Here is an 18106-nt window from a genome sequence, read left to right as displayed (position 1 = left end):
TTCCACAAACGGGTCACGAAAAGTTGCCGGGCCTACCGGGCTCGACTACTGTGGTATTTCGTTCGGTTCGCCGAGCGAAGCCCTTGGGGTATGGTGTAATTGGCAACACGGCTGATTCTGGTTCAGTTGTTCTAGGTTCGAGTCCTGGTACCCCAGCGATGCAGGTCACACGGCCTGGATTTGGAAACGATCAGCTGTTTTGCTAAAGTTTCTAAGGCCTCATTGAGGCAAAGGCCCCGTTCGTCTAGCGGCCTAGGACGTCGCCCTCTCACGGCGGTAACACCGGTTCAAATCCGGTACGGGGTACAGAGCGAAAGCCCGACCACTTCGGTGGTCGGGCTTTTTCGTGTCCGGGACCTTCCCGACGTATCCTTAAAGCCAGCAGGGAGTTTAGGTTCACAAAAGCGTGAGCCCGGCCGTGGAAGGAAGAAAACCATGAGTGCAAATGAAGGCCGCATCGTTGTGGGTGTCGAGGACACCGAAGAATCCGATCACGCAATCCGCTGGGCGGCGCGCAATGCCCTGGCTCTCAAGAAGCCCCTGCACCTCGTGCATGCGTTCGTGTGGCCGCTCATGGGCGTCGACGTCGACCCCGTGCCGGGCGTGAGCGGTTCTGGACTCAAGGTTGCCGCGCAGCGCCTCCTTGATGAAGCGGCGGAGATCGCGTATGAGGTTGCCCCGGGCTGCGAGGTCACGACCCAGATTGTTGATGGTCGCGCTGTTGACGTTTTGATCAAGCAGTCGGAGACCGCCGATGCCCTCGTCGTAGGCTCGCGCGGGCTGGGGCGATTCCTCTCGCTCATCGTTGGCTCTACGAGCTCGGCGCTGCTCACGCGCTCGAAGTGCTCGATTGTCGTTGTGCGCGGCGATATCGCTGCCGACGGCCCTGTCGCGGTGTTCTATGACGGCGGAACGGCGTTTGATCGCGCCCTCGAGCGCGCCGCTGAGTTCGCGAAAATTTACGGAACGGGTGTGCGTGTCATTCCGTCAATCGTCATTCCCGAGGAGAAATGGGCGGGCATCCTTGAGGATGCCCAAGCGTACTTGCGTAAGGTTTCCCCCGAGGTTGACGTGGAGATCACCGAGTACGGCCGTCAGCACACCGCGAAGGAACTCATTAGGCGCAGCGAAGGCACGAGGCTCATTGTGGCGAACGCGCGCGGGAAACACGAGGAGCTTGAACGCCAGCCGGTCGTGTCGAACACGGCGTTCCTGCAGTACGCCAACACTCCCGTGTGGCTCGAGCGGCAGTAGCCGCTCGGCCTCCCACGGGGGCTATGCCCCGGCCTGGCGGACGAGCTCGCTGAGTTTTTCGGCGTAGGCGATGACCGAGGCCGCGTGGATGCGCCCGGGCTGACGCGTCATGCGGTCGATGGGCCCCGAGATCGAGAGGGCCGCCACGACCCGGTCGCTCGGTCCTCGCACCGGGGCGCTGACCGACGCTACTCCCGATTCGCGCTCGCCAACGCTCTGGGCCCAGCCGCGCCTGCGCACGGCCGAGAGCATCGACGCGGTGAAGCGTGCGCCGTGGAGGCCGCGGTGAAGCCGATCGGGTTCTTCCCATGCCAAGAGGATCTGCGCGGCGGAGCCTGCGCGCATCGTGAGGGTGGAGCCGAGCGGGACCGTGTCACGAAGGCCGCTCGGCCTCTCCGCGGTGGCAACGCACACGCGGTGATCGGCTTGGCGGCGATAAAGCTGGGCGGATTCTCCGGTATAGTCCCTGAGCTCGGCGAGGATCGGCCCAGCGGAAGCGAGGAGTCGATCCTCGCCTGCGGCGGCCGCGAGTTCGGTAAGGCGAGGGCCGAGGATGAAGCGCCCCTGGATGTCGCGCGCAACGAGCCGGTGGTGTTCAAGTGCGACCGCGAGTCGGTGAGCTGTGGGGCGCGCAAGACCGGTCGTGCTCACGAGATTGGCGAGCGTTGCGGGGCCCGCCTCGAGAGCCCCGAGTACCGTGGCGGCCTTGTCGATCACGCCGACGCCGCTTCCCTCTTCCTTTTGAATGTTCATGGAATAAGACTAACGTCTCGAGATATGAAATGCGAGTGCCTCGCCCTTGGACGTCCGTGAGACTTGGGCCCAATGAGCCGCGCGCCTTTCACGACGGGCACCGCGGGAGACGACGATCGAGGAGTCAATCACATGGCGGGAACTCTCGCGGAAAAGGTATGGCGCGATCACGTGGTCCGCAAGGGCGAAGGAAACGAGCCCGATCTTCTCTACATTGACCTTCACCTCCTTCACGAGGTGACGTCGCCGCAGGCATTCGAGGGCCTGCGCCTCGAAGGGCGTGCGCCGAGGCGCGTTGACCAGACGCTCGCGACGGAGGATCACAACACTCCGACCGTGAATATTGATAAGCCAATCGCTGATCTCACGAGCCGCACCCAGATCGATACGTTGCGCAAAAACGCTGAGGAATTCGGCGTGCGCCTCCACTCGCTCGGTGACGTCGATCAGGGAATCGTGCACGTCGTGGGCCCCCAACTCGGGCTCACTATGCCGGGTATTACGGTTGTGTGCGGCGACTCGCACACGTCGACTCACGGCGCGTTCGGCGCTCTCGCGTTCGGCATCGGTACCTCGGAGGTCGAACATGTGCTCGCCACCCAAACCCTGCCCCTCAAGCCTTTTAAGACCATGGCGATCAACGTGGAAGGCTCGCTGAGGCCGGGCGTGAGTGCGAAGGACATCATCCTCGCGGTCATTGCGAAGATCGGAACGGGCGGCGGGCAAGGATACGTGCTCGAATACCGCGGCGAAGCCATCCGTCGCCTCTCCATGGAGGGGCGCATGACGATCTGCAATATGTCGATCGAAGCGGGTGCCCGTGCAGGCATGATTGCCCCCGACGACACCACCTTTGCATACGTCAAGGGCCGCCCCCACGCCCCGAAAGGCGAAGCGTGGGAAGAAGCGGTCGCGTATTGGAAGACACTCAGGAGCGATGACGACGCGACCTTTGATGCTGAGATTGTGATCAATGCCGATGAGCTCGAGCCTTTCGTGACGTGGGGAACGAACCCCGGCCAGGGGCTTCCGCTCTCGAGCGCCGTTCCCGCGCCCGAGGACTTCACCGACGAGAACTCGAAGGCCGCCTGTGAGCGCGCGCTCGAGTACATGGATCTCGAACCCGGCACGCCCCTGAAGGAAATCCGCGTTGACACGGTCTTCATGGGCTCGTGTACGAACGGGCGCATCGAGGATCTACGCGCCTTTACCGACGTGATCCGCGGCCGCCAAAAAGACCCGAACGTTCGCGTGCTCGTGGTGCCGGGCTCAGCTCGCGTACGCCTCCAGGCGGAAGCCGAAGGACTCGACAAGGACATCCTCGCCTTCGGCGCGGAGTGGCGAAACGCGGGCTGCTCGATGTGTCTCGGCATGAATCCGGATCAGCTCGCTCCCGGTGAGCGTTCGGCGTCGACCTCGAACCGTAATTTCGAGGGGCGTCAGGGCAAGGGCGGGCGCACCCATCTCGTGTCGCCCGTTGTCGCGGCAGCGACCGCCGTGCGTGGGACCCTCTCCTCGCCCGCTGATCTCGACAATCTTGGTGAAACCGACGCGGCGGTGCTCGCCTGAGGCCCGCGGACGCGTGGAAAGGACTCGCATTATGGAAAAGTTCATCTCGCACACGGGCGTTGGCGTTCCTCTGCGCCGCTCCAACGTGGACACCGACCAGATCATCCCCGCCGTGTACCTCAAGCGCGTGATGAAAACGGGATTCGATGACGGGCTTTTTAGCGCGTGGCGCCAGGACCCGGACTTCGTGTTGAATCGCGAGCCGTACACGCGCGGCTCCGTGCTGGTCGCGGGGGAGGAGTTCGGCACGGGCTCGTCGCGCGAACACGCTGTGTGGGCGCTTCGCGACTACGGCTTCAAGGCTGTGCTTTCGAGTCGTTTCGCCGACATCTTCCGAGGTAACGCGGGCAAACAGGGTCTCGTTGCCGCGGTCCTCTCGCAGGCTGACATCGAACAGATCTGGAAGATCCTCGAAAACGGGCCGGGCACCGACATCACCGTGGACCTCGAGAACCGGGTGGTAGAGGTCGCGGATGCGACCTTCGCGTTTGAAATCGACGACTACACGCGCTGGCGACTCATGGAAGGCCTTGACGACATCGGGCTCACGATGCGGCACGAAGCAGAGATCGCGGAGTTTGAAAAGCGTCGCCCCTCGTGGCTTCCGAAGACGCTCCCCGCGCGCACCCCCGACGACCAGTAGAAGGAGTCTTTTGCGCCCTCGGCGTACACGGTGCCGATGTGCCGTTATTTCCACAGGGCTGTTCGGTATGGTGAGACGGTTACCTGTGGGCTCAGCCCGGAAAGGGAATCAACTCCACTATGACCTCAAGCTTCTATGTGCGTGGCGGCAAGCCGCTCGAAGGTGAGATCACCGTTCGCGGTGCTAAGAACCTGGTTTCGAAGGCCATGGTTGCAGCGCTCCTCGGCGAAACCGAAAGTTTCCTTACGAGCGTTCCTGACATCAGCGATGTGCGGATCGTGAGTGAACTTCTCCGCGTGCACGGCGTCAAGATCGAGCGTGACAAAGAGGCGGGAACCCTCCGCATGGATCCCTCCAACGTTGAACGCGCGCACGTGGCCGATATCGACGCGCACGCGGGAAGCTCACGCATCCCGATTCTCTTCTGCGGCCCGTTGCTGCACCGCCTCGGCGAAGCCGTGATTCCCGATCTCGGTGGATGCCGCATCGGCACGCGCCCGATCAACTATCACCTCGACGTGCTGCGCAACTTCGGCGCGCATGTCGATAAGCGCGAACACGGCATCTACATCACGGCACCCGATGGGCTCCGCGGCGCGAAGATCCGCCTCGAGTATCCGAGCGTTGGCGCCACCGAACAGGTGCTGCTCACGGCCGTGCGTGCCCAGGGCATTACGGAGCTCGAAAACGCCGCCGTTGAACCCGAGATCGAGGATCTCATCGCGGTGCTTCAAAAGATGGGCGCGATCATTTCGCTTCGCACCGATCGCACGATCGTGATCGAAGGCGTGGAGAAATTGAACGGTTATCGCCACCGCTGCCTCCCCGACCGTATCGAGGCTGCAAGCTGGGCATGCGCCGCCCTCGTGACGCATGGCGACGTGTTCGTGCGCGGTGCAGAGCAGAAGGCCATGGGCACGTTCCTCAACGTGCTGCGGAAGATCGGCGCCGGCGTTGACATTCACGACGACGGCATTCGCTTCTACGACACGGGCGAGGGGCTCTCCTCTGCGGCGATCGAGACCGATGTTCACCCGGGCTTTATGACCGACTGGCAGCAGCCACTCGTCGTGCTCCTCACACAGGCGAACGGTATTTCCATCGTCCACGAAACGGTCTACGAAAACCGCCTCGGCTTCACGAGCGCCCTCAACGACATGGGTGCCCAGATCCAGGTGTATCGCGAGTGCCTCGGTGGTTCGCGTTGCCGTTTCGGCCAGCGCAACTACAATCACTCGGCCGTCGTGAATGGTCCGCGCCCGCTCAAGGGCGCGGAAATCACGGTTCCGGACCTGCGCGGCGGGTTCAGCTACCTGATCGCGGCGCTTGGTGCCGACGGCACCTCGCAGATTCACGGCATCGACCTCATTGATCGAGGCTACGAATCATTCAGGGACAAGCTCACGAAGCTTGGCGCAGATTTTTGGGAAGAGTGAGAACTCATCAACTCTCGACATGAGGAGCCAGCGGTGAACGATATTCCTGGCGTGCGCGTGACCGAAGCGTCCCAGGGGCGCTACACGTCGCTTGCGCTTCGCGATATTCCGGTGCCGGATTACTGCGATGTGGTCATCGTGTCCACGAAAGGGGTGGATGAGCCCGATCCGCGTGTGTGGGCCGAGGCAATCTTTTCCCATGAGAACGCCACGCTGACCTCGCGTGGCGCTCGAGCTGTGCGTGACGAGGCTATTCGCCTCTTCGATCTCGTGCCCCCGCCCGAGCGTGAGCGTTTCGTGAGCGAGGTCGTGGGTTCAGAAGCGCTCATTATTGACGACACGCCGTCGCTCACGATCCGCATCGGTGTGGCCGTCGAGCCCGGCGGCGACCTCGTGCGCATCACCACCGCAGTCAAATACCGCACGATCCGCGGCCGTCTCACGTTCGGGCCGCGCCGCATGATGCACGCTTCGGCGATCCACACTCTCGCGAAGCGCGCACCGGCCACCCTGAGGCGCCGGGAGGCTGCGCAGCTCTCGGCAGGCAGGCCCCGACGTGCGAGTATCACGCGCGGCATTCGTCGCAACCGCCAGCTGACGTCGGGTGACGGTGAACGGTCCCGGTAGCGCGGGCGCACGCACGGGGCACATCGCCGTTCTTGGCGCTGGCTCCTGGGGCACGGTGTTCTCGCATATGCTCGCCAAGGGCGGCAACGACGTGCGTTTGTGGGCACGCCGCGAGGAACTCGCCACCGAGATCACGAAGGCTCGTGAGAATCCAAGTTACGTGCCCGGCCTACATCTTCCCGCGAGAATCGAAGCCTCGAGCGATATCGCTCATGTTCTCGAAGGGGCACGCGGCATCGTGCTTGCGGTTCCCGCCCAATCCTTGCGGGCATGCCTCGAGGCGTGGCCACGCCTGCCTCGCGTTCCCGTCGTTTCCCTCATCAAGGGCATCGAGCGAGGAAGCGACGAGCGCATGTCGCAGGTCATCGCGCAGTCCGGCGCTGTGAGCGAAGATCTCATCGCGGTGCTGTCCGGCCCGAACCTCGCTCGCGAGATTGCCCGCGAGCAACCGTGTGCTTCGGTCATTGCCTCCACGAGCGAGATCACGGCTCGCGAAGTGGCCTCATGGTGCTCCGCCCCGTATTTTCGCGCATACGTGAGTCGAGACGTGACCGGAATCGAGGTCGCGGGCGCGATGAAGAATGTCATCGCGATCGCCGTGGGCGCTGCGGCCGGCCTCGGCTATGGCGACAACACTCGCGCGTCCCTCATCACGCGCGGCCTTGCCGAAATTACGCGGCTCGGGGTTTCCCTCGGCGCCGAACCTTCGACCTTTGCGGGCCTCGCGGGAATGGGGGATCTCGTCGCCACGTGTGCGTCGCCTTTGTCACGGAATTTCCGGCTCGGGAAGGCACTCGGTGAAGGGCAGAGCCTCGAGGAGGCCAAAGCAAGCGTCGGACAAACCGCCGAAGGCGTACCCACGGCGAGAGCTGTGGCGGACCTCGCCGACCGCTCGCATCTCGACCTGCCCATTACGCGCGCCCTGGTCGATGTGGTTGATTGCGGGCGTAACATTGCCGAGGTGACGAGCGCACTGCTTTCGCGTTCCGTCCGATTCGAATAGAGGAGCTCACGTGCATACCATTGCGCTGATCTTTGGCGGTCGCTCAAGCGAGCACGGCATTTCGTGCGTGACCGCGGGTGGTATTCTGCGCCAGATTGACCGCTCGCGCTTCACCGTTGTCCCGATCGGGGTGACAAGCGAGGGCCGTTTCGTTGAGGTCACGGGTGACCCCGACCACTGGCAGATCACGGATGGCACTGCCCCGCATGTGCCAGACTCGGGCGACGAAATCATCCTCCAACAATCGCGCCTTGGTAAGGGGAAAGTGGAGCTGCGCGTCGTGCGCGATGGCGGACGCCTTGAGCATCTCGCCGATATCGACGCGGTGTTTCCGCTTCTCCACGGCCCTTACGGCGAAGACGGCACAATCCAGGGACTCTTTGAACTATGGGACGTCCCTTACGTGGGTTCGGGCGTGCTTGCTTCCGCTGTATCGATGGATAAGGACTTCACGAAACGCATTCTCGAAGGTGCGGGTCTCAACGTCGCCCGCGGGGTCGTCGCACGTGCGAGTGAACCTCGAGTCGCGGTGCGCGAACGCGCTTCCAGCCTCGCTTTTCCGCTGTTCGTTAAGCCGGCGCGCGCGGGCTCGAGCTTTGGCGTGACGAAGGTTGATGCCCTCGAGAATCTCGATTCTGCCCTCGATGAGGCCCTCCGCTTCGACCCGAAGGTGCTCATCGAACAGGGCGTCGAGGGGCGCGAGGTCGAATGCGGCGTTCTCCAGGGCGAGAGTGGGCAGGCGCCGCGCACGAGTCTTCCGGGTGAGGTCGTGATCGGCGAAGACCTCGCTTTTTATGACTACGAATCGAAGTACTTCGGCAAGGGAACCGTCACGATCGAGATCCCCGCGTCCATTCCCGCGGCCCACATCGCCTCGGTGCGCGAGGTGGCCGCACGTGCATTCGACGCTCTCGAGCTCGAGGGGCTCGCACGCGTGGATGTCTTCGTGACCGATGGCGGCGACATCATCGTCAACGAGGTCAACACCATGCCGGGCTTCACCCAGATCTCGATGTTCCCCGTGCTGTGGGAGAACATGGGTCTTTCGTACACCGACCTGATCTCACGCCTGATCGACAACGCGCTCGAGCGTGGCGTGGGGCTCCGCTAGGGCTGTTGCTCTCAGAGCTCTTCAGCGTCGTCGAACGCGAGGCATCGCCCTCCCGATTGCGGAATGCGCGAAAGAAGGCCGGCGAGGTCGATCGCTGCCGCACTTGGTTGATCCGGTGCAACTTCGCGCGGCACGGTAAGGTCAACCGCGGGTTCGCGACCGTAGGTCGTCATGTGCACGATCCCGCGCTTGTCGTCTTCCTTGACGATCCAGTCGATCTCCGTGCCACTTCGCGAGGCGATTGTCGTGCACAGGTCGGTTGTAGGTGGGGGAGGGGTCACACCGCACCGGAGCACGATTGTGTCTTCTCCCGAGCCCCAGGCCGCTGTTGATTGGGCGGTGGTTTCGCTGCGGCTGAGGCCAAGGAGCACCTCCGGAAGTGCCACGATGATCTCCGCGCAGCGAGGGTGTGTCGGGTTGGCTTCGGGGGGTGGGACAGCGACGGCGCCGCACGCGGTAAGGGTAAGGGCGCACCCGAGCGCGAGCACGCTGGTGATCGCGCACAAGGCGTGGCGCGGGCGAGCGGCAGCCGTGGGTGTGTCAATCATGAACACCAGCCTAACTCTCTGACCGCATAGTGAGTGCCTGGACGAAAGCTGATAATCTTTGTGACCATGAGCGAGAAGTACGCACTGACGCCCCGCACCGAGCAGCTTTTCCCCGAAGGGCCGCACGTCACTGTGCGATTCCTCGACGAATCGAGCGACGCCGAGCTCAAGCAGTACTGGGATCTTCATCGCGTGCTCGACGAAGAATTCTGCGGCTCCCACGAGCGCCGCACGCCCGCTGAGCTTCGTGTCGAACATGAGGACACCGATCGGAAGCGTTCCTACCACCTCGTGGCCGAAGTTGAGAGCCTTGAAGGTGCGCGCATGATCGCCGGACTCGCGGAACTTGAGCTTCCTCTCGCGGAGAACACCGATACGCAGGAAATCGACCTCGTGGTGTACCCGGCGTGGCGAGGCAAGGGCATTGGCACGATGCTCACGGATGCTCTTCGGGACATCATGAAGCACGAGGAGCGCCCGAAGGCTTTCGGCTATGCGCTCACCCACGTGGATTCACCCCAAGGGGAAAAGGAACTTCCTGCTGCGAGGATCGCGACCCGGCTTGGCCTCGCGAAGGTCGCCACGGAGTTCGTGAGCACGGTTTCGCTCCCGCTCGATCGCGATCTCGTCGAGGACCTCCACGTCGAGGTTGAAGCTTCTCTTGGCAAGTACCGCATCATTACCTGGGAAGGGGATGTCCCGGAGGAGCACATGGAGCAGTGGTGTGTGCTGCTGAATCAGATGTTCGCGGATGCCCCGACTGAGGATTCTTCGCTTGAGAAGCCCGAGTACGACGAGGAGCGGGTCCGAGCGACCGAAGCGAGGAGCGCTAAGCGCGGCTATCGCCGCCTCACGGCGGTCGCCCTCGCGTCGAACGGCACGTTTGCTGGGACGTCGTACGTGATGTTTCGCGAGGACGGTTCGCGACTTGGCGAGCAGGCCATCACCCTGGTTATGCCCGAGCACCGCGGGCATAACCTCGGCCTCGCGCTTAAGCTCATGACGCATCGCCTCCTGACCGAAACTGAGTCGAAGGTCGATGTGCTGCGTACGTACACGAACCACACGAACACCCATATGAACGCCGTGAACGAACGCCTCGGCTATCGTACGGTCGCGAAGGAGATCACCTTCGAAGGAAAGCTTCGAGGGATTTGAGTGCGGCAGCACGAGACAAGCCTCGGTGAGCTTGGCGAATCTGGCATTCTCGAACGCCTCTTTCCCATTTTTCGGCACGCTGATGAGGCCGTGACGGTTGGTCCTGGCGATGACTGCGCCGTGGTGCGAACGTCGGGCGAGCTCGTTTTTACGACCGATGCGATGGTCGAAGGGTACGATTTCCTTCTCGGGATTTCCGATCCCATGAGCATTGGCCGCAAGGCTGCGGTGCAAAACCTCGCGGATGTCGCTTCGATGGGGGCGAAGCCACGCTGGCTGCTCACGACCGTTCTCGCGGGTAAGGACACGCCAATCGCGGTGCTCGAGGGAATCGCTGAGGGAATCGCGCTCGAGGCCCACTCCCACGGCGCTTCGGTGATTGGCGGGGACCTCGGTACGGCGCGTGAGCTGACGATTTCGATCACGGCCATCGGCGAGCTTCGGGCGCCAGGTACGGCCGTTGTGCGCTCGGGCGCACGGGCCGGGGACGTTCTTGCGGTGGGCGGGGACCTACTCGGACTCAGCAGTGCCGGTCTCGCGCAGGTGCTCGGGAAGGCCGACGCCGCCCTGCCAGATATTGAAGCGGGGGGTGGAGCGGTCGCGAGGCTCGCCAAGCGCGCACTTGCGTGGCACCTTGCACCCGAGCCTGCGATCGCAAGGGGATGGAACTCGGGGTGCCGCGCGAGCGCGATGATCGACATCTCCGACGGGCTCGTGCGCGATGCGAGCCGGATCGCTCGTGCGAGCGGCGTAAATTTGGACCTTTCACGAGCCGCTCTTGAAAGTGACCGGGCCCTCCTTGCTCCACTCGCCGATATTTTCGGCGTAGACGCGATGGAGTGGGTGCTCGGCTCGGGGGAGGAACACCTCATGCTTGCGACCTTCCCTGCGAACGTGTGGGCCGAGAGCACCGAGGTGCGCGCCGAATTCCGCGAGATTGGCCGTGTTCTCCCGTGCGAGGGGGAGGGGACCGTGTTGCTCGACGGCGCTCCGCTCGCGATGCACGGATGGGACCACTTTTCCCTCTAGGGTGGGGGCATGCCTTCCCTGCCAATAATTCCCACGAACTCCGCCTCCAACTCGCGTGGAAAGTCCCAGTGGGCCCGCAACCTCGAGCGCAATCCCGGCCATTCTGAGTGGTACATCGCGCGCTGGGAGCGCATGCGTGAAGCGGGCAAGGACCTCGACGGCGAGGCACGACTGATCGATGCACTTGCGCCGCGCGAGGCGAGAATTCTCGATGCCGGAAGTGGCACGGGCCGCGTGGGCGCGGAACTCGCAAGGCGCGGCCACGACGTTGTGGGTATCGACCTCGATCCCACGCTCGTGGCGTATGCCGCGCAAACGTCGCCCGGGCCACAGTGGATCGCAGGCGATCTTGCGGATGCTTGCGACCTTTTGGGGGAGAGTGCACTCGCCTCGTTCGACGTGATCGTTGCTGCGGGCAATGTGGTGTCGTTCATCGCCGAAAGCGACAGGCGCCGCGTGCTTGAGAACTTCGCGAGGCTTATGCGCCCCGGGGGCCGGCTTGTGGCGGGGTTTGGGACCGCGCGCGGGTACTCGCTCGAAAGCTACGTGGCGGATGCCTCGGCTGCGGGCTTCACGGCCCCGCAGGTGTTTTCGACCTGGGATTTGCGGCCCGCGAGCGATGATCCCGGGTTTGCGGTCGTGATTTCTCCGATGGGTGCTCACGAATAGAGGCGCTTAGCCGGAAACCGAATCGCGTGCGGCTGCACCGGGGGAGCTTCCTTACGAAATCACGATCCCCGCGGCATGCGAAAAGGACCTCCCCTGGGGGAGGTCCTTGTCAAAGCTTTCGCTCGGGCAGTGCCCGGATGCTCAGGCGGCGCGCTGAACCTTGCCGGCCTTGAGGCACGAGGTGCACACGTTGAGGCGCTTCGGGGTGCCGCCGATCACGGTGCGCACGGACTGGATGTTGGGGCTCCAGCGGCGCGAGGTGCGACGGTGCGAGTGGGAAACGCTCTTGCCGAAGCTCGGGCCCTTGGCGCAAATGTCACACTTGGAAGCCACGGTGTTCTCCTGAATAATCGCTAACGTACTTGATCTTGTGCGCCGAGGCTCATGCAGCGGATCGAGCCGCGTGGCGCTGGGCAACCCCAAAAGCATAGCCCACTTGCGCGTGAAGAGCGATAGGGATGCGCCCGCAACCCCTGTGTAGTCAGCCACACCGGTGGGTGGGGCGTGAAAGAATGCGGTGAGTAACGACGGCGCGGAAGGAGCATGCGTGGTTCAGGCGAAGGCCGACGGTTTCCCCGCGGGCCTCCTCACCCCTAAGGAAAGCGCTGCCGCGCGCGGGCTCGGCGCACGAAACTTCGAGGACCTCGTGAGGGTTCCTCCACGCCGTTACGCTGCACCCGGCCCTCTGCGCGACCTTCGCTATTTGAACGAAGGCGAGGATATCTCGGTCATTGCGACCGTTGAGCGCACGCGAGAGCGCTCGATGAAGAATCGCAAGGGCACCCTCTTGGACGTGCGTGTGCGCGATGACGAGGGCGAGAGCCTCTCACTTACGTTCTTCCTCTTCAAAGCACATCTCGTGACGTGGCACATGAGCCGCTTGCGCGAGGGCACGCGCGTGCTGGTGAGCGGAACGGTCTCGCGGTACCGGGGCGAGAACCAAATCGCCCACCCCGATTACCTTCTTCTCGCGGATAACCCTTCCGCGCACGAGGCACGCGACATCGAGAAGGCACTCGAACCCGCTCCCGTGTATCCGCTTCGCGGTTCGGTGACGCAAAAGGTGATGCGGTCGCTTTTTTCCAAAGTTCTGCGGCATGCGAGCGATCTGCGCGAGGTGGTCCCCGAGGCGATCCGGCATGAGCGCGACCTACCGGGAATCCAAGAGGCAGCGCGCCTTCTTCACGCACCCCGCAATAGTGCGGATATCGAACGGGCCCTACGCTACTTTCGATTCGAGGAAGCCTTCATTATCCAGTCGATCTTTGCGAGGCGCAGGGCCCAGGACGTCGCGGATTCCGCGCCGCCACTTGCGACCTACGGCGACCTCAGTCGGGCCCTTGACGAACGCCTACCGTTCGACCTCACCCCCTCGCAAGAGGAGGTGGGCGACCAGATCGCCGAGAGGATCGCCGAGCCACACCCCACGTCCCTGCTCCTTCAAGGTGACGTCGGTTCGGGGAAAACGGTCGTCGCGCTCCGCGCCATGGCGCGTGCCGTTGATTCCGGCTATCAGGCGGTGCTTCTTGCCCCAACAGAGGTGCTCGCCCGGCAGCATTTCGCGACGATCACCACAATGCTCGGCGACCTCGCGCGCCACGGCCACCTGGACGCACACGAAGCGGCCACGCGCGTGCGGCTCCTCGTGGGCGCACAAAAGGCCTCCGAGCGCCGAGAGAGCCTGCTCGACCTCATGAACGGCGAAGCTGGGATCGCCGTGGGCACCCACGCGCTGCTCACCGAGAACGTCGACTTTTTGAAGCTCGGCCTCGTGATTATTGATGAGCAGCATCGCTTCGGTGTGGATCACCGCCGGCAGTTGCGTTCGAAAGGACCGGGGCATCTGCGCCCACACATGCTGGTGATGACCGCAACGCCGATCCCCCGCTCCGCGGCACTCGCCCTCGTAGGCGACCTCGACTCGCTCACACTCAAGGGGCGCCCGCACGAAGGCGCGGCGGTGTCGTCGTACGTTGTGCCTCTCGGGGATGATGCATGGCGTGAGCGCATGTGGGAGCGCGCCCTCGAGGAAATCCGCGCCGGACGCCAGGCTTTCGTTGTGTGTCCGCGAATCGACCTCGATGAGACCGGCGAAGGTGGAGAAGAGAGTGCCCTCGTCGATATGAGTGCCCCGATCACGCATCCCCCAGAAACTCCACAGCCACTTCACGCGGTGACGGGAACGCTCGAGACGCTGCGTGCACAACCAGGATTCTCCTCCCTGCGCATTGAAGAGTTACACGGCAGGCTTCCAAGCGACGTCAAGCGTGAGCGCATGGAGGCCTTCGCGGCAGGCGAGATTGACATTCTCGTGGCGACCACGGTCATCGAAGTGGGGGTCGACGTGCCAAACGCGAGCGTCATGGTCGTGCTCGATGCCGAGCGTTTCGGACTCGCCCAGCTTCACCAGTTACGCGGTCGCATCGGGCGCGGGACCCATCCGGGGATCGCCTTTTTTGCGACGCAATTCGGCCGGGGGAGTGCGCAACATGAAGGGCTCACGGAACTCGCGGAGACGACCGATGGCTTCGCCCTTGCCGAACTCGACCTCGAACGACGCGGTGGCGGCGATCTCGTGGGCGATATTCAGTCGGGAACGTCCGTTGCCGTGCGCTTCCTCGACGTGGGTCGTGACGCGCGCATGATCCTCGAGGCCCGCGAAGATGCGCTCGTGACCGAGGCTCTTGCGCGAGGTTCCCTCACCTCGAGTAGTCTCACACCGCCCACCCCGAGCGAACACGACGCCCTCGATTCGGCGATCGCGCGTCACAGCGCTCGCGGCGTCGACGACCTCGAAAGGAGCTGAACGTGCCCCGCATCATCGCCGGAAGGCTTGGCGGACGCACCGTGCCATCCCCTCCCACGAACCGCACGCGACCCACGAGCGACCGCGTGCGCGAAGCGATGTTCTCGAGGCTCGACGCCTGGGGAGCAGTGGAGGGCGCCACGGTGCTCGACCTCTACGCCGGAACTGGCGCACTCGCCTTCGAAGCGCTGTCGCGCGGCGCCGCGTTTGCCGTTCTCGTCGAAGCTCATCGCCCCACGGCGAAAGCGATCGGCGAGGCCGCACGCGCGCTTGGCCTCGAAAGTGAGCTCAGGATCGAGTGTGGCCAGGCAAGCGTCGGACCCCGGCCCGAAGGGCCCTTCACCCTCGTGTGTGCCGACCCGCCCTACGCCGTTGCCACAGACCAGCTTGCATGCCTTGTGACCGGGCTTGGAGAGGCGGGACAGCTTGCGGACGAGGCGACGATCGTTCTCGAACGCTCCGCGCGCAGTAAGCCGACCTTGCTGCCCGAGTATTTCGTGGACGAAGGACAACGCAATTTCGGCGACACGAGAGTCGAATACTTCACCTACCTCGACCCTGCGATTACGGAGGCAAGCCGGTAGGCTTAACGCATGCTCACCGCGCTCATCCCGGGCTCATTCGACCCGTTTACGCTCGGCCACCTCGACCTCGTGAGGCGCGCGCACGCGCTTAGCGATCGCGTCATCGTCGCCGTTGCCCACAACCCCAATAAGCACGCGAGCATCCCCTTCGATGCGCGCACCGAAGCGATCCGAGAGACGCTCGAGAGCGAGGGACTCGCCCAAAAGGCGAGCGTTGAAAAGCTCCCCGCCGGTCTCCTCGTGGACGGTGCAAAAAAGCTTGGGGCGACCCACCTCGTCAAGGGACTCAGAAACGCCCAGGACCTCGCCTATGAGGAGCCCATGGCGCGCGCGAACATGGATCTCGGCGAGCTCGACACCCTGTTCCTGCTTACCGATCCGGCCCTCGCGCATGTCTCAAGCTCGCTCGTGCGCGAGATTTACTCGCTCGGTGGCGACATCACGCCGTACCTCCCCGCCGCCTCCGCTCGCGCACTCGAGGCCGCACATGCCCATTCCGCCGCACACTCAAAGGAGCACTCATGACCGACACGAAGGACGGGCGCACGAGGCGCCCACACAACACCAAAGAAGCCCAGGCTGAGAAGCCATTCAACGCGGGTCTCGATCTCGAGATCGACGCGATCGACCTCATCCACAAAATTGGTTCGCAGCGCACCGTGAGCCGCACGGCGACCTCCGCGCAGCCCGTAGGCGACCCCGAATTCGCCGTGAAGCCCGGTGACGACATCGAGGTCGAGGCGAGCCTCGAATCGGTTGACGAAGGTATTTACGTGACGGGCAGCGCACGCGCGGACGTGCACGCCGAATGCTCGCGTTGCCTCGACCCCGTCGAGGAGCGCCTCGACGTGCGCTTCGACGAGCTCTTCACCTACCCCGAGAAAGTTCCCGCGGAGCTCGAAGAGGAGGACGTTCCCGTGCTCGAGGGCGACGTGATCGATCTCGGTCCTCTCGTGCACGATGCTTTCGCCATGGCCGCCCCCTACCAGCCACTGTGCCGTGAGGATTGTCCGGGCCTGTGCCCGCAGTGCGGCAAGCGCATGGAAGAAGACCCCGACCACGAGCACGTGGTGTACGACCCGCGCTTCGCGGCACTCGCCGGCCTCCTGGACACGGACGAGGAAAGCGAGGGCGGCGCCAAGTGAGTCGCAAGAGCAAACGGAAGGCCGTTCCCCATCTCGAGGATCGCTCCGAGCTCCTTGCCTCGCTCCCGCTCAAAGGCGAGCTCGATCCCGATCTGCTCGATCTCGCACTCACCCACCGCTCGTACAGCTTCGAGCATGATGAGTGCCCGCAAAACGAGCGCCTCGAATACCTTGGCGACGCTGTCTTGGGCCTCGCCGTTGCCGATCACCTCTACCGCGCTTTTCCCGATGCTCCCCAGGGCTCGCTGTCACGCCGCCGTTCGACGGTCGTGAGTACGCGCGCGCTCTCGCACATCGCGCGGTTGCACAACCTCGGCGCATACCTCAAGCTCGGCAAGGGCGAGGCGCTCACGGGCGGTCGCGATCGAGACTCGGTTCTCGAGGACGCCGTTGAGGCGATTATCGGAGCCGTGCACCTTAGTCTCGGCGCCGAAGCCGCGCGTGTTTTTGTTCTCGATCTGCTCTCGCCCATCCTCGACGACGATACGTTCATGCTCGGTGCCTTCGACTACAAGTCGCGGCTCCAGGAGATCGGGGCTTTGCTCGACGCCGTTCCCACCTACACGTATGACACGTGGACCGAGGGCGACGCCGAGCACTTCCGCGCACACGTGAGCGTGGGGGATTCGCTCGCGAGTGCGGGTGAGGGAACGAGCAAGAAAGGCGCCGAGATGGAAGCTGCGCGCCGGGCCGTTCTTGCCTACTACAGCGCGCGCGGCGAAACCTTCACGATGTTCGAGGACTGAGCGCTTTATGCCCGAGCTTCCCGAAGTCGAGGTGGTTCGTCGCGGTCTTGAGCCGTTTATGGCCCGTCGCGTGATCGAGCGGGTTGAGGTGTTCGAGGCGCGGTCGCTCAAGCGCCACGCGGATGGGGTTGAGGGCTTCGTGCGCGCGCTCGAGGGGCGGGAAATTCGGGAGGTCGCGCGCCGCGGAAAATTCCTGTGGGCACCACTTTCCGACGCCCGCCGCGCTACGTCGAGCTCGCCTTCGCTCGGCGAAGCCCTCGTGATGCACTTGGGGATGAGCGGCCAGCTTCGAGTTCGTGACGCAGAAGTGCGTGGGGCGTATCAAGCGTCGGAACCGCACTTGAGCGAGGGCCCCGCAAGCGATCCGGAGAAGCATCTGAGGATTCGCCTCCACATGGCTGGCGGCAGCCGGATTGATTTCCTTGACCAGCGGATCTTTGGCGGGATGCACGTGAGCCCGCTCGTGAACACCCCCGATGGGCTCGCGGCGGGCACCGGCACGAACCTTCCGCTTCTTCCCGAGAGCGCCGCGCACATCGCTCGAGACTTGCTCGATCCTTTCCTCGACGAGGAAAGCCTCGTGCGTCAAATCCGAACGCGCCGCGCCCCCATCAAATCGGTGATCCTCGACCAGGGCACGGTGAGTGGCGTGGGAAATATCTATGCGGACGAGGCGCTGTGGGAGGCGAAGCTTCACTTTGCGCGCTCGGCGAATGGAATCTCGAGCCGGAAGATTCGCGAGCTGCTCGTGGCATGTCGGGGCGTCATGCAGCGCGCCCTCGAGGTGGGCGGCACGAGTTTTGATGCACTTTACGTGAACGTCGATGGGCGAAGGGGCTACTTTGCCCGCTCCTTGAGTGCCTACGGCAAGCACGGTATGCCGTGCCCACGCTGCGGCCGCGCCCTCGTACGAGTCCAGTTTCAAAACCGTTCGAGCCATCTCTGCCCCTACTGCCAGCGCCGACGCTAAAAACGGTGGTGAGGCAGACCGCCCGCAAATCGCCGTTTTGCGCGGGCATTTGGTC

The 18106-nt window shown here is 63.9% G+C and carries 19 protein-coding genes and 2 tRNA genes; 18 read left to right on the top strand and 3 right to left on the bottom strand.

All coding sequences use genetic code 11. The features are described from left to right. Positions 1-84: 84 nt before the first annotated feature. From D8M36_RS01860 to D8M36_RS01850, 3 genes are all read left to right on the top strand, one after another. Positions 85-156 (top strand) — tRNA-Gln (locus tag D8M36_RS01860). 77 nt (positions 157-233) lie between these two features. Next, positions 234-306 (top strand) — tRNA-Glu (locus tag D8M36_RS01855). Between the two features lie 129 nt (positions 307-435). Beyond that, complete coding sequence (locus D8M36_RS01850) at positions 436-1254, top strand: universal stress protein (RefSeq protein ID WP_126846258.1); 819 nt, start codon at positions 436-438, stop codon at positions 1252-1254. Positions 1255-1275: 21 nt separating this feature from the next. Here D8M36_RS01850 and D8M36_RS01845 read toward each other — a convergent pair whose 3' ends face one another. Further along, the gene (locus D8M36_RS01845; RefSeq protein ID WP_126846256.1) at positions 1276-2007 is read right to left on the bottom strand and encodes an IclR family transcriptional regulator; all 732 of its coding nucleotides are present in this window, start codon (positions 2005-2007) and stop codon (positions 1276-1278) included. Between the two features lie 132 nt (positions 2008-2139). On the opposite strand from D8M36_RS01845, the gene leuC reads away from it, so the two are divergent. The 6 genes from leuC (at position 2140) to D8M36_RS01815 (ending at position 8396) form a co-directional block, all read left to right on the top strand. Beyond that, on the top strand, positions 2140-3576 hold the full coding sequence (gene leuC, locus D8M36_RS01840; protein ID WP_126846640.1) for a 3-isopropylmalate dehydratase large subunit: 1437 nt from the start codon (positions 2140-2142) through the stop codon (positions 3574-3576). 31 nt (positions 3577-3607) lie between these two features. Next, on the top strand, positions 3608-4219 hold the full coding sequence (gene leuD / locus D8M36_RS01835) for a 3-isopropylmalate dehydratase small subunit (RefSeq protein ID WP_126846255.1): 612 nt from the start codon (positions 3608-3610) through the stop codon (positions 4217-4219). Between the two features lie 119 nt (positions 4220-4338). Beyond that, entirely contained in the window at positions 4339-5655 is a 1317-nt protein-coding gene (gene murA / locus D8M36_RS01830) for a UDP-N-acetylglucosamine 1-carboxyvinyltransferase (protein ID WP_065247962.1), read from the top strand. Positions 5656-5688: 33 nt separating this feature from the next. Then, complete coding sequence (locus D8M36_RS01825; RefSeq protein ID WP_126846253.1) at positions 5689-6282, top strand: hypothetical protein; 594 nt, start codon at positions 5689-5691, stop codon at positions 6280-6282. Further along, positions 6266-7285, top strand: coding sequence for an NAD(P)H-dependent glycerol-3-phosphate dehydrogenase (locus D8M36_RS01820; RefSeq protein WP_274542633.1), 1020 nt, complete (start codon positions 6266-6268; stop codon positions 7283-7285). Before D8M36_RS01825 ends, D8M36_RS01820 begins: the two co-directional genes overlap by 17 nt. Before the next feature lie 10 nt (positions 7286-7295). Further along, on the top strand, positions 7296-8396 hold the full coding sequence (locus D8M36_RS01815; protein ID WP_126846251.1) for a D-alanine--D-alanine ligase family protein: 1101 nt from the start codon (positions 7296-7298) through the stop codon (positions 8394-8396). A gap of 11 nt (positions 8397-8407) precedes the next feature. Here D8M36_RS01815 and D8M36_RS01810 read toward each other — a convergent pair whose 3' ends face one another. Further along, positions 8408-8944 (bottom strand): DUF3515 family protein, encoded by a 537-nt coding sequence (locus D8M36_RS01810; RefSeq protein ID WP_126846249.1) that lies wholly within the window; start codon positions 8942-8944, stop codon positions 8408-8410. Positions 8945-9010: 66 nt separating this feature from the next. Between D8M36_RS01810 and D8M36_RS01805 the strand changes: the two genes are divergently transcribed. Genes D8M36_RS01805 through D8M36_RS01795 form a run of 3 tightly spaced genes read left to right on the top strand, consistent with a single transcriptional unit; the run spans position 9011 to position 11800 of the window. Further along, a complete protein-coding gene (locus D8M36_RS01805; RefSeq protein ID WP_126846247.1) occupies positions 9011-10102 on the top strand; it encodes a GNAT family N-acetyltransferase in 1092 nt (363 codons plus the stop codon). Next, positions 10103-11131, top strand: coding sequence for a thiamine-phosphate kinase (gene thiL / locus D8M36_RS01800; RefSeq protein WP_126846245.1), 1029 nt, complete (start codon positions 10103-10105; stop codon positions 11129-11131). It abuts the gene before it with no gap. A 9-nt stretch (positions 11132-11140) separates the two neighbouring features. Beyond that, positions 11141-11800 (top strand): class I SAM-dependent methyltransferase, encoded by a 660-nt coding sequence (locus tag D8M36_RS01795; protein ID WP_126846243.1) that lies wholly within the window; start codon positions 11141-11143, stop codon positions 11798-11800. Positions 11801-11941: 141 nt separating this feature from the next. On the opposite strand, the gene rpmB is transcribed toward D8M36_RS01795, so the two are convergent. Next, positions 11942-12133 carry a 50S ribosomal protein L28 gene (rpmB, locus tag D8M36_RS01790; protein WP_065247957.1) on the bottom strand — a complete coding sequence of 64 codons (192 nt, stop codon included), beginning with the start codon at positions 12131-12133 and terminating at the stop codon, positions 11942-11944. 214 nt (positions 12134-12347) lie between these two features. Here rpmB and D8M36_RS01785 point away from each other — a divergent pair, with 214 nt between their 5' ends. Genes D8M36_RS01785 through mutM form a run of 6 tightly spaced genes read left to right on the top strand, consistent with a single transcriptional unit; the run spans position 12348 to position 18051 of the window. Next, the gene (locus D8M36_RS01785; protein ID WP_161970181.1) at positions 12348-14606 is read left to right on the top strand and encodes an ATP-dependent DNA helicase RecG; all 2259 of its coding nucleotides are present in this window, start codon (positions 12348-12350) and stop codon (positions 14604-14606) included. A gap of 2 nt (positions 14607-14608) precedes the next feature. After that, on the top strand, positions 14609-15190 hold the full coding sequence (locus D8M36_RS01780) for an RsmD family RNA methyltransferase (RefSeq protein ID WP_126846239.1): 582 nt from the start codon (positions 14609-14611) through the stop codon (positions 15188-15190). Positions 15191-15199: 9 nt separating this feature from the next. After that, complete coding sequence (gene coaD, locus D8M36_RS01775) at positions 15200-15715, top strand: pantetheine-phosphate adenylyltransferase (protein WP_126846237.1); 516 nt, start codon at positions 15200-15202, stop codon at positions 15713-15715. Beyond that, positions 15712-16335: a YceD family protein gene (locus tag D8M36_RS01770; RefSeq protein WP_126846236.1), complete on the top strand. Its 624-nt coding sequence runs from the start codon at positions 15712-15714 to the stop codon at positions 16333-16335. Before coaD ends, D8M36_RS01770 begins: the two co-directional genes overlap by 4 nt. Next, positions 16332-17081: a ribonuclease III gene (gene rnc, locus D8M36_RS01765; protein ID WP_065247952.1), complete on the top strand. Its 750-nt coding sequence runs from the start codon at positions 16332-16334 to the stop codon at positions 17079-17081. The genes D8M36_RS01770 and rnc overlap by 4 nt, the downstream gene beginning before the upstream one ends. 7 nt (positions 17082-17088) lie before the next feature. Further along, entirely contained in the window at positions 17089-18051 is a 963-nt protein-coding gene (gene mutM, locus D8M36_RS01760) for a bifunctional DNA-formamidopyrimidine glycosylase/DNA-(apurinic or apyrimidinic site) lyase (protein ID WP_126846234.1), read from the top strand. Positions 18052-18106: the final 55 nt, after the last annotated feature.

This window comes from Dermabacter sp. HSID17554, assembly GCF_003989295.1.
Taxonomy (GTDB): Bacteria; Actinomycetota; Actinomycetes; order Actinomycetales; family Dermabacteraceae; genus Dermabacter; species Dermabacter vaginalis.
Note: the sequence above shows the minus strand (reverse complement) of the source record. Positions and strands in the feature narration are given on the sequence as shown.

Coding starts and splice junctions, on each gene's coding strand:
- D8M36_RS01795 (WP_126846243.1), top strand. CDS start 11,141: ATGCCTTCCCTGCCAATAATTCCCACGAACTCCGCCTCCAACTCGCGT.
- leuC (WP_126846640.1), top strand. CDS start 2,140: ATGGCGGGAACTCTCGCGGAAAAGGTATGGCGCGATCACGTGGTCCGC.
- D8M36_RS01845 (WP_126846256.1), bottom strand. CDS start 2,007: ATGAACATTCAAAAGGAAGAGGGAAGCGGCGTCGGCGTGATCGACAAG.
- mutM (WP_126846234.1), top strand. CDS start 17,089: ATGCCCGAGCTTCCCGAAGTCGAGGTGGTTCGTCGCGGTCTTGAGCCG.
- D8M36_RS01770 (WP_126846236.1), top strand. CDS start 15,712: ATGACCGACACGAAGGACGGGCGCACGAGGCGCCCACACAACACCAAA.
- murA (WP_065247962.1), top strand. CDS start 4,339: ATGACCTCAAGCTTCTATGTGCGTGGCGGCAAGCCGCTCGAAGGTGAG.
- leuD (WP_126846255.1), top strand. CDS start 3,608: ATGGAAAAGTTCATCTCGCACACGGGCGTTGGCGTTCCTCTGCGCCGC.
- D8M36_RS01850 (WP_126846258.1), top strand. CDS start 436: ATGAGTGCAAATGAAGGCCGCATCGTTGTGGGTGTCGAGGACACCGAA.
- D8M36_RS01810 (WP_126846249.1), bottom strand. CDS start 8,944: ATGATTGACACACCCACGGCTGCCGCTCGCCCGCGCCACGCCTTGTGC.
- coaD (WP_126846237.1), top strand. CDS start 15,200: ATGCTCACCGCGCTCATCCCGGGCTCATTCGACCCGTTTACGCTCGGC.
- D8M36_RS01805 (WP_126846247.1), top strand. CDS start 9,011: ATGAGCGAGAAGTACGCACTGACGCCCCGCACCGAGCAGCTTTTCCCC.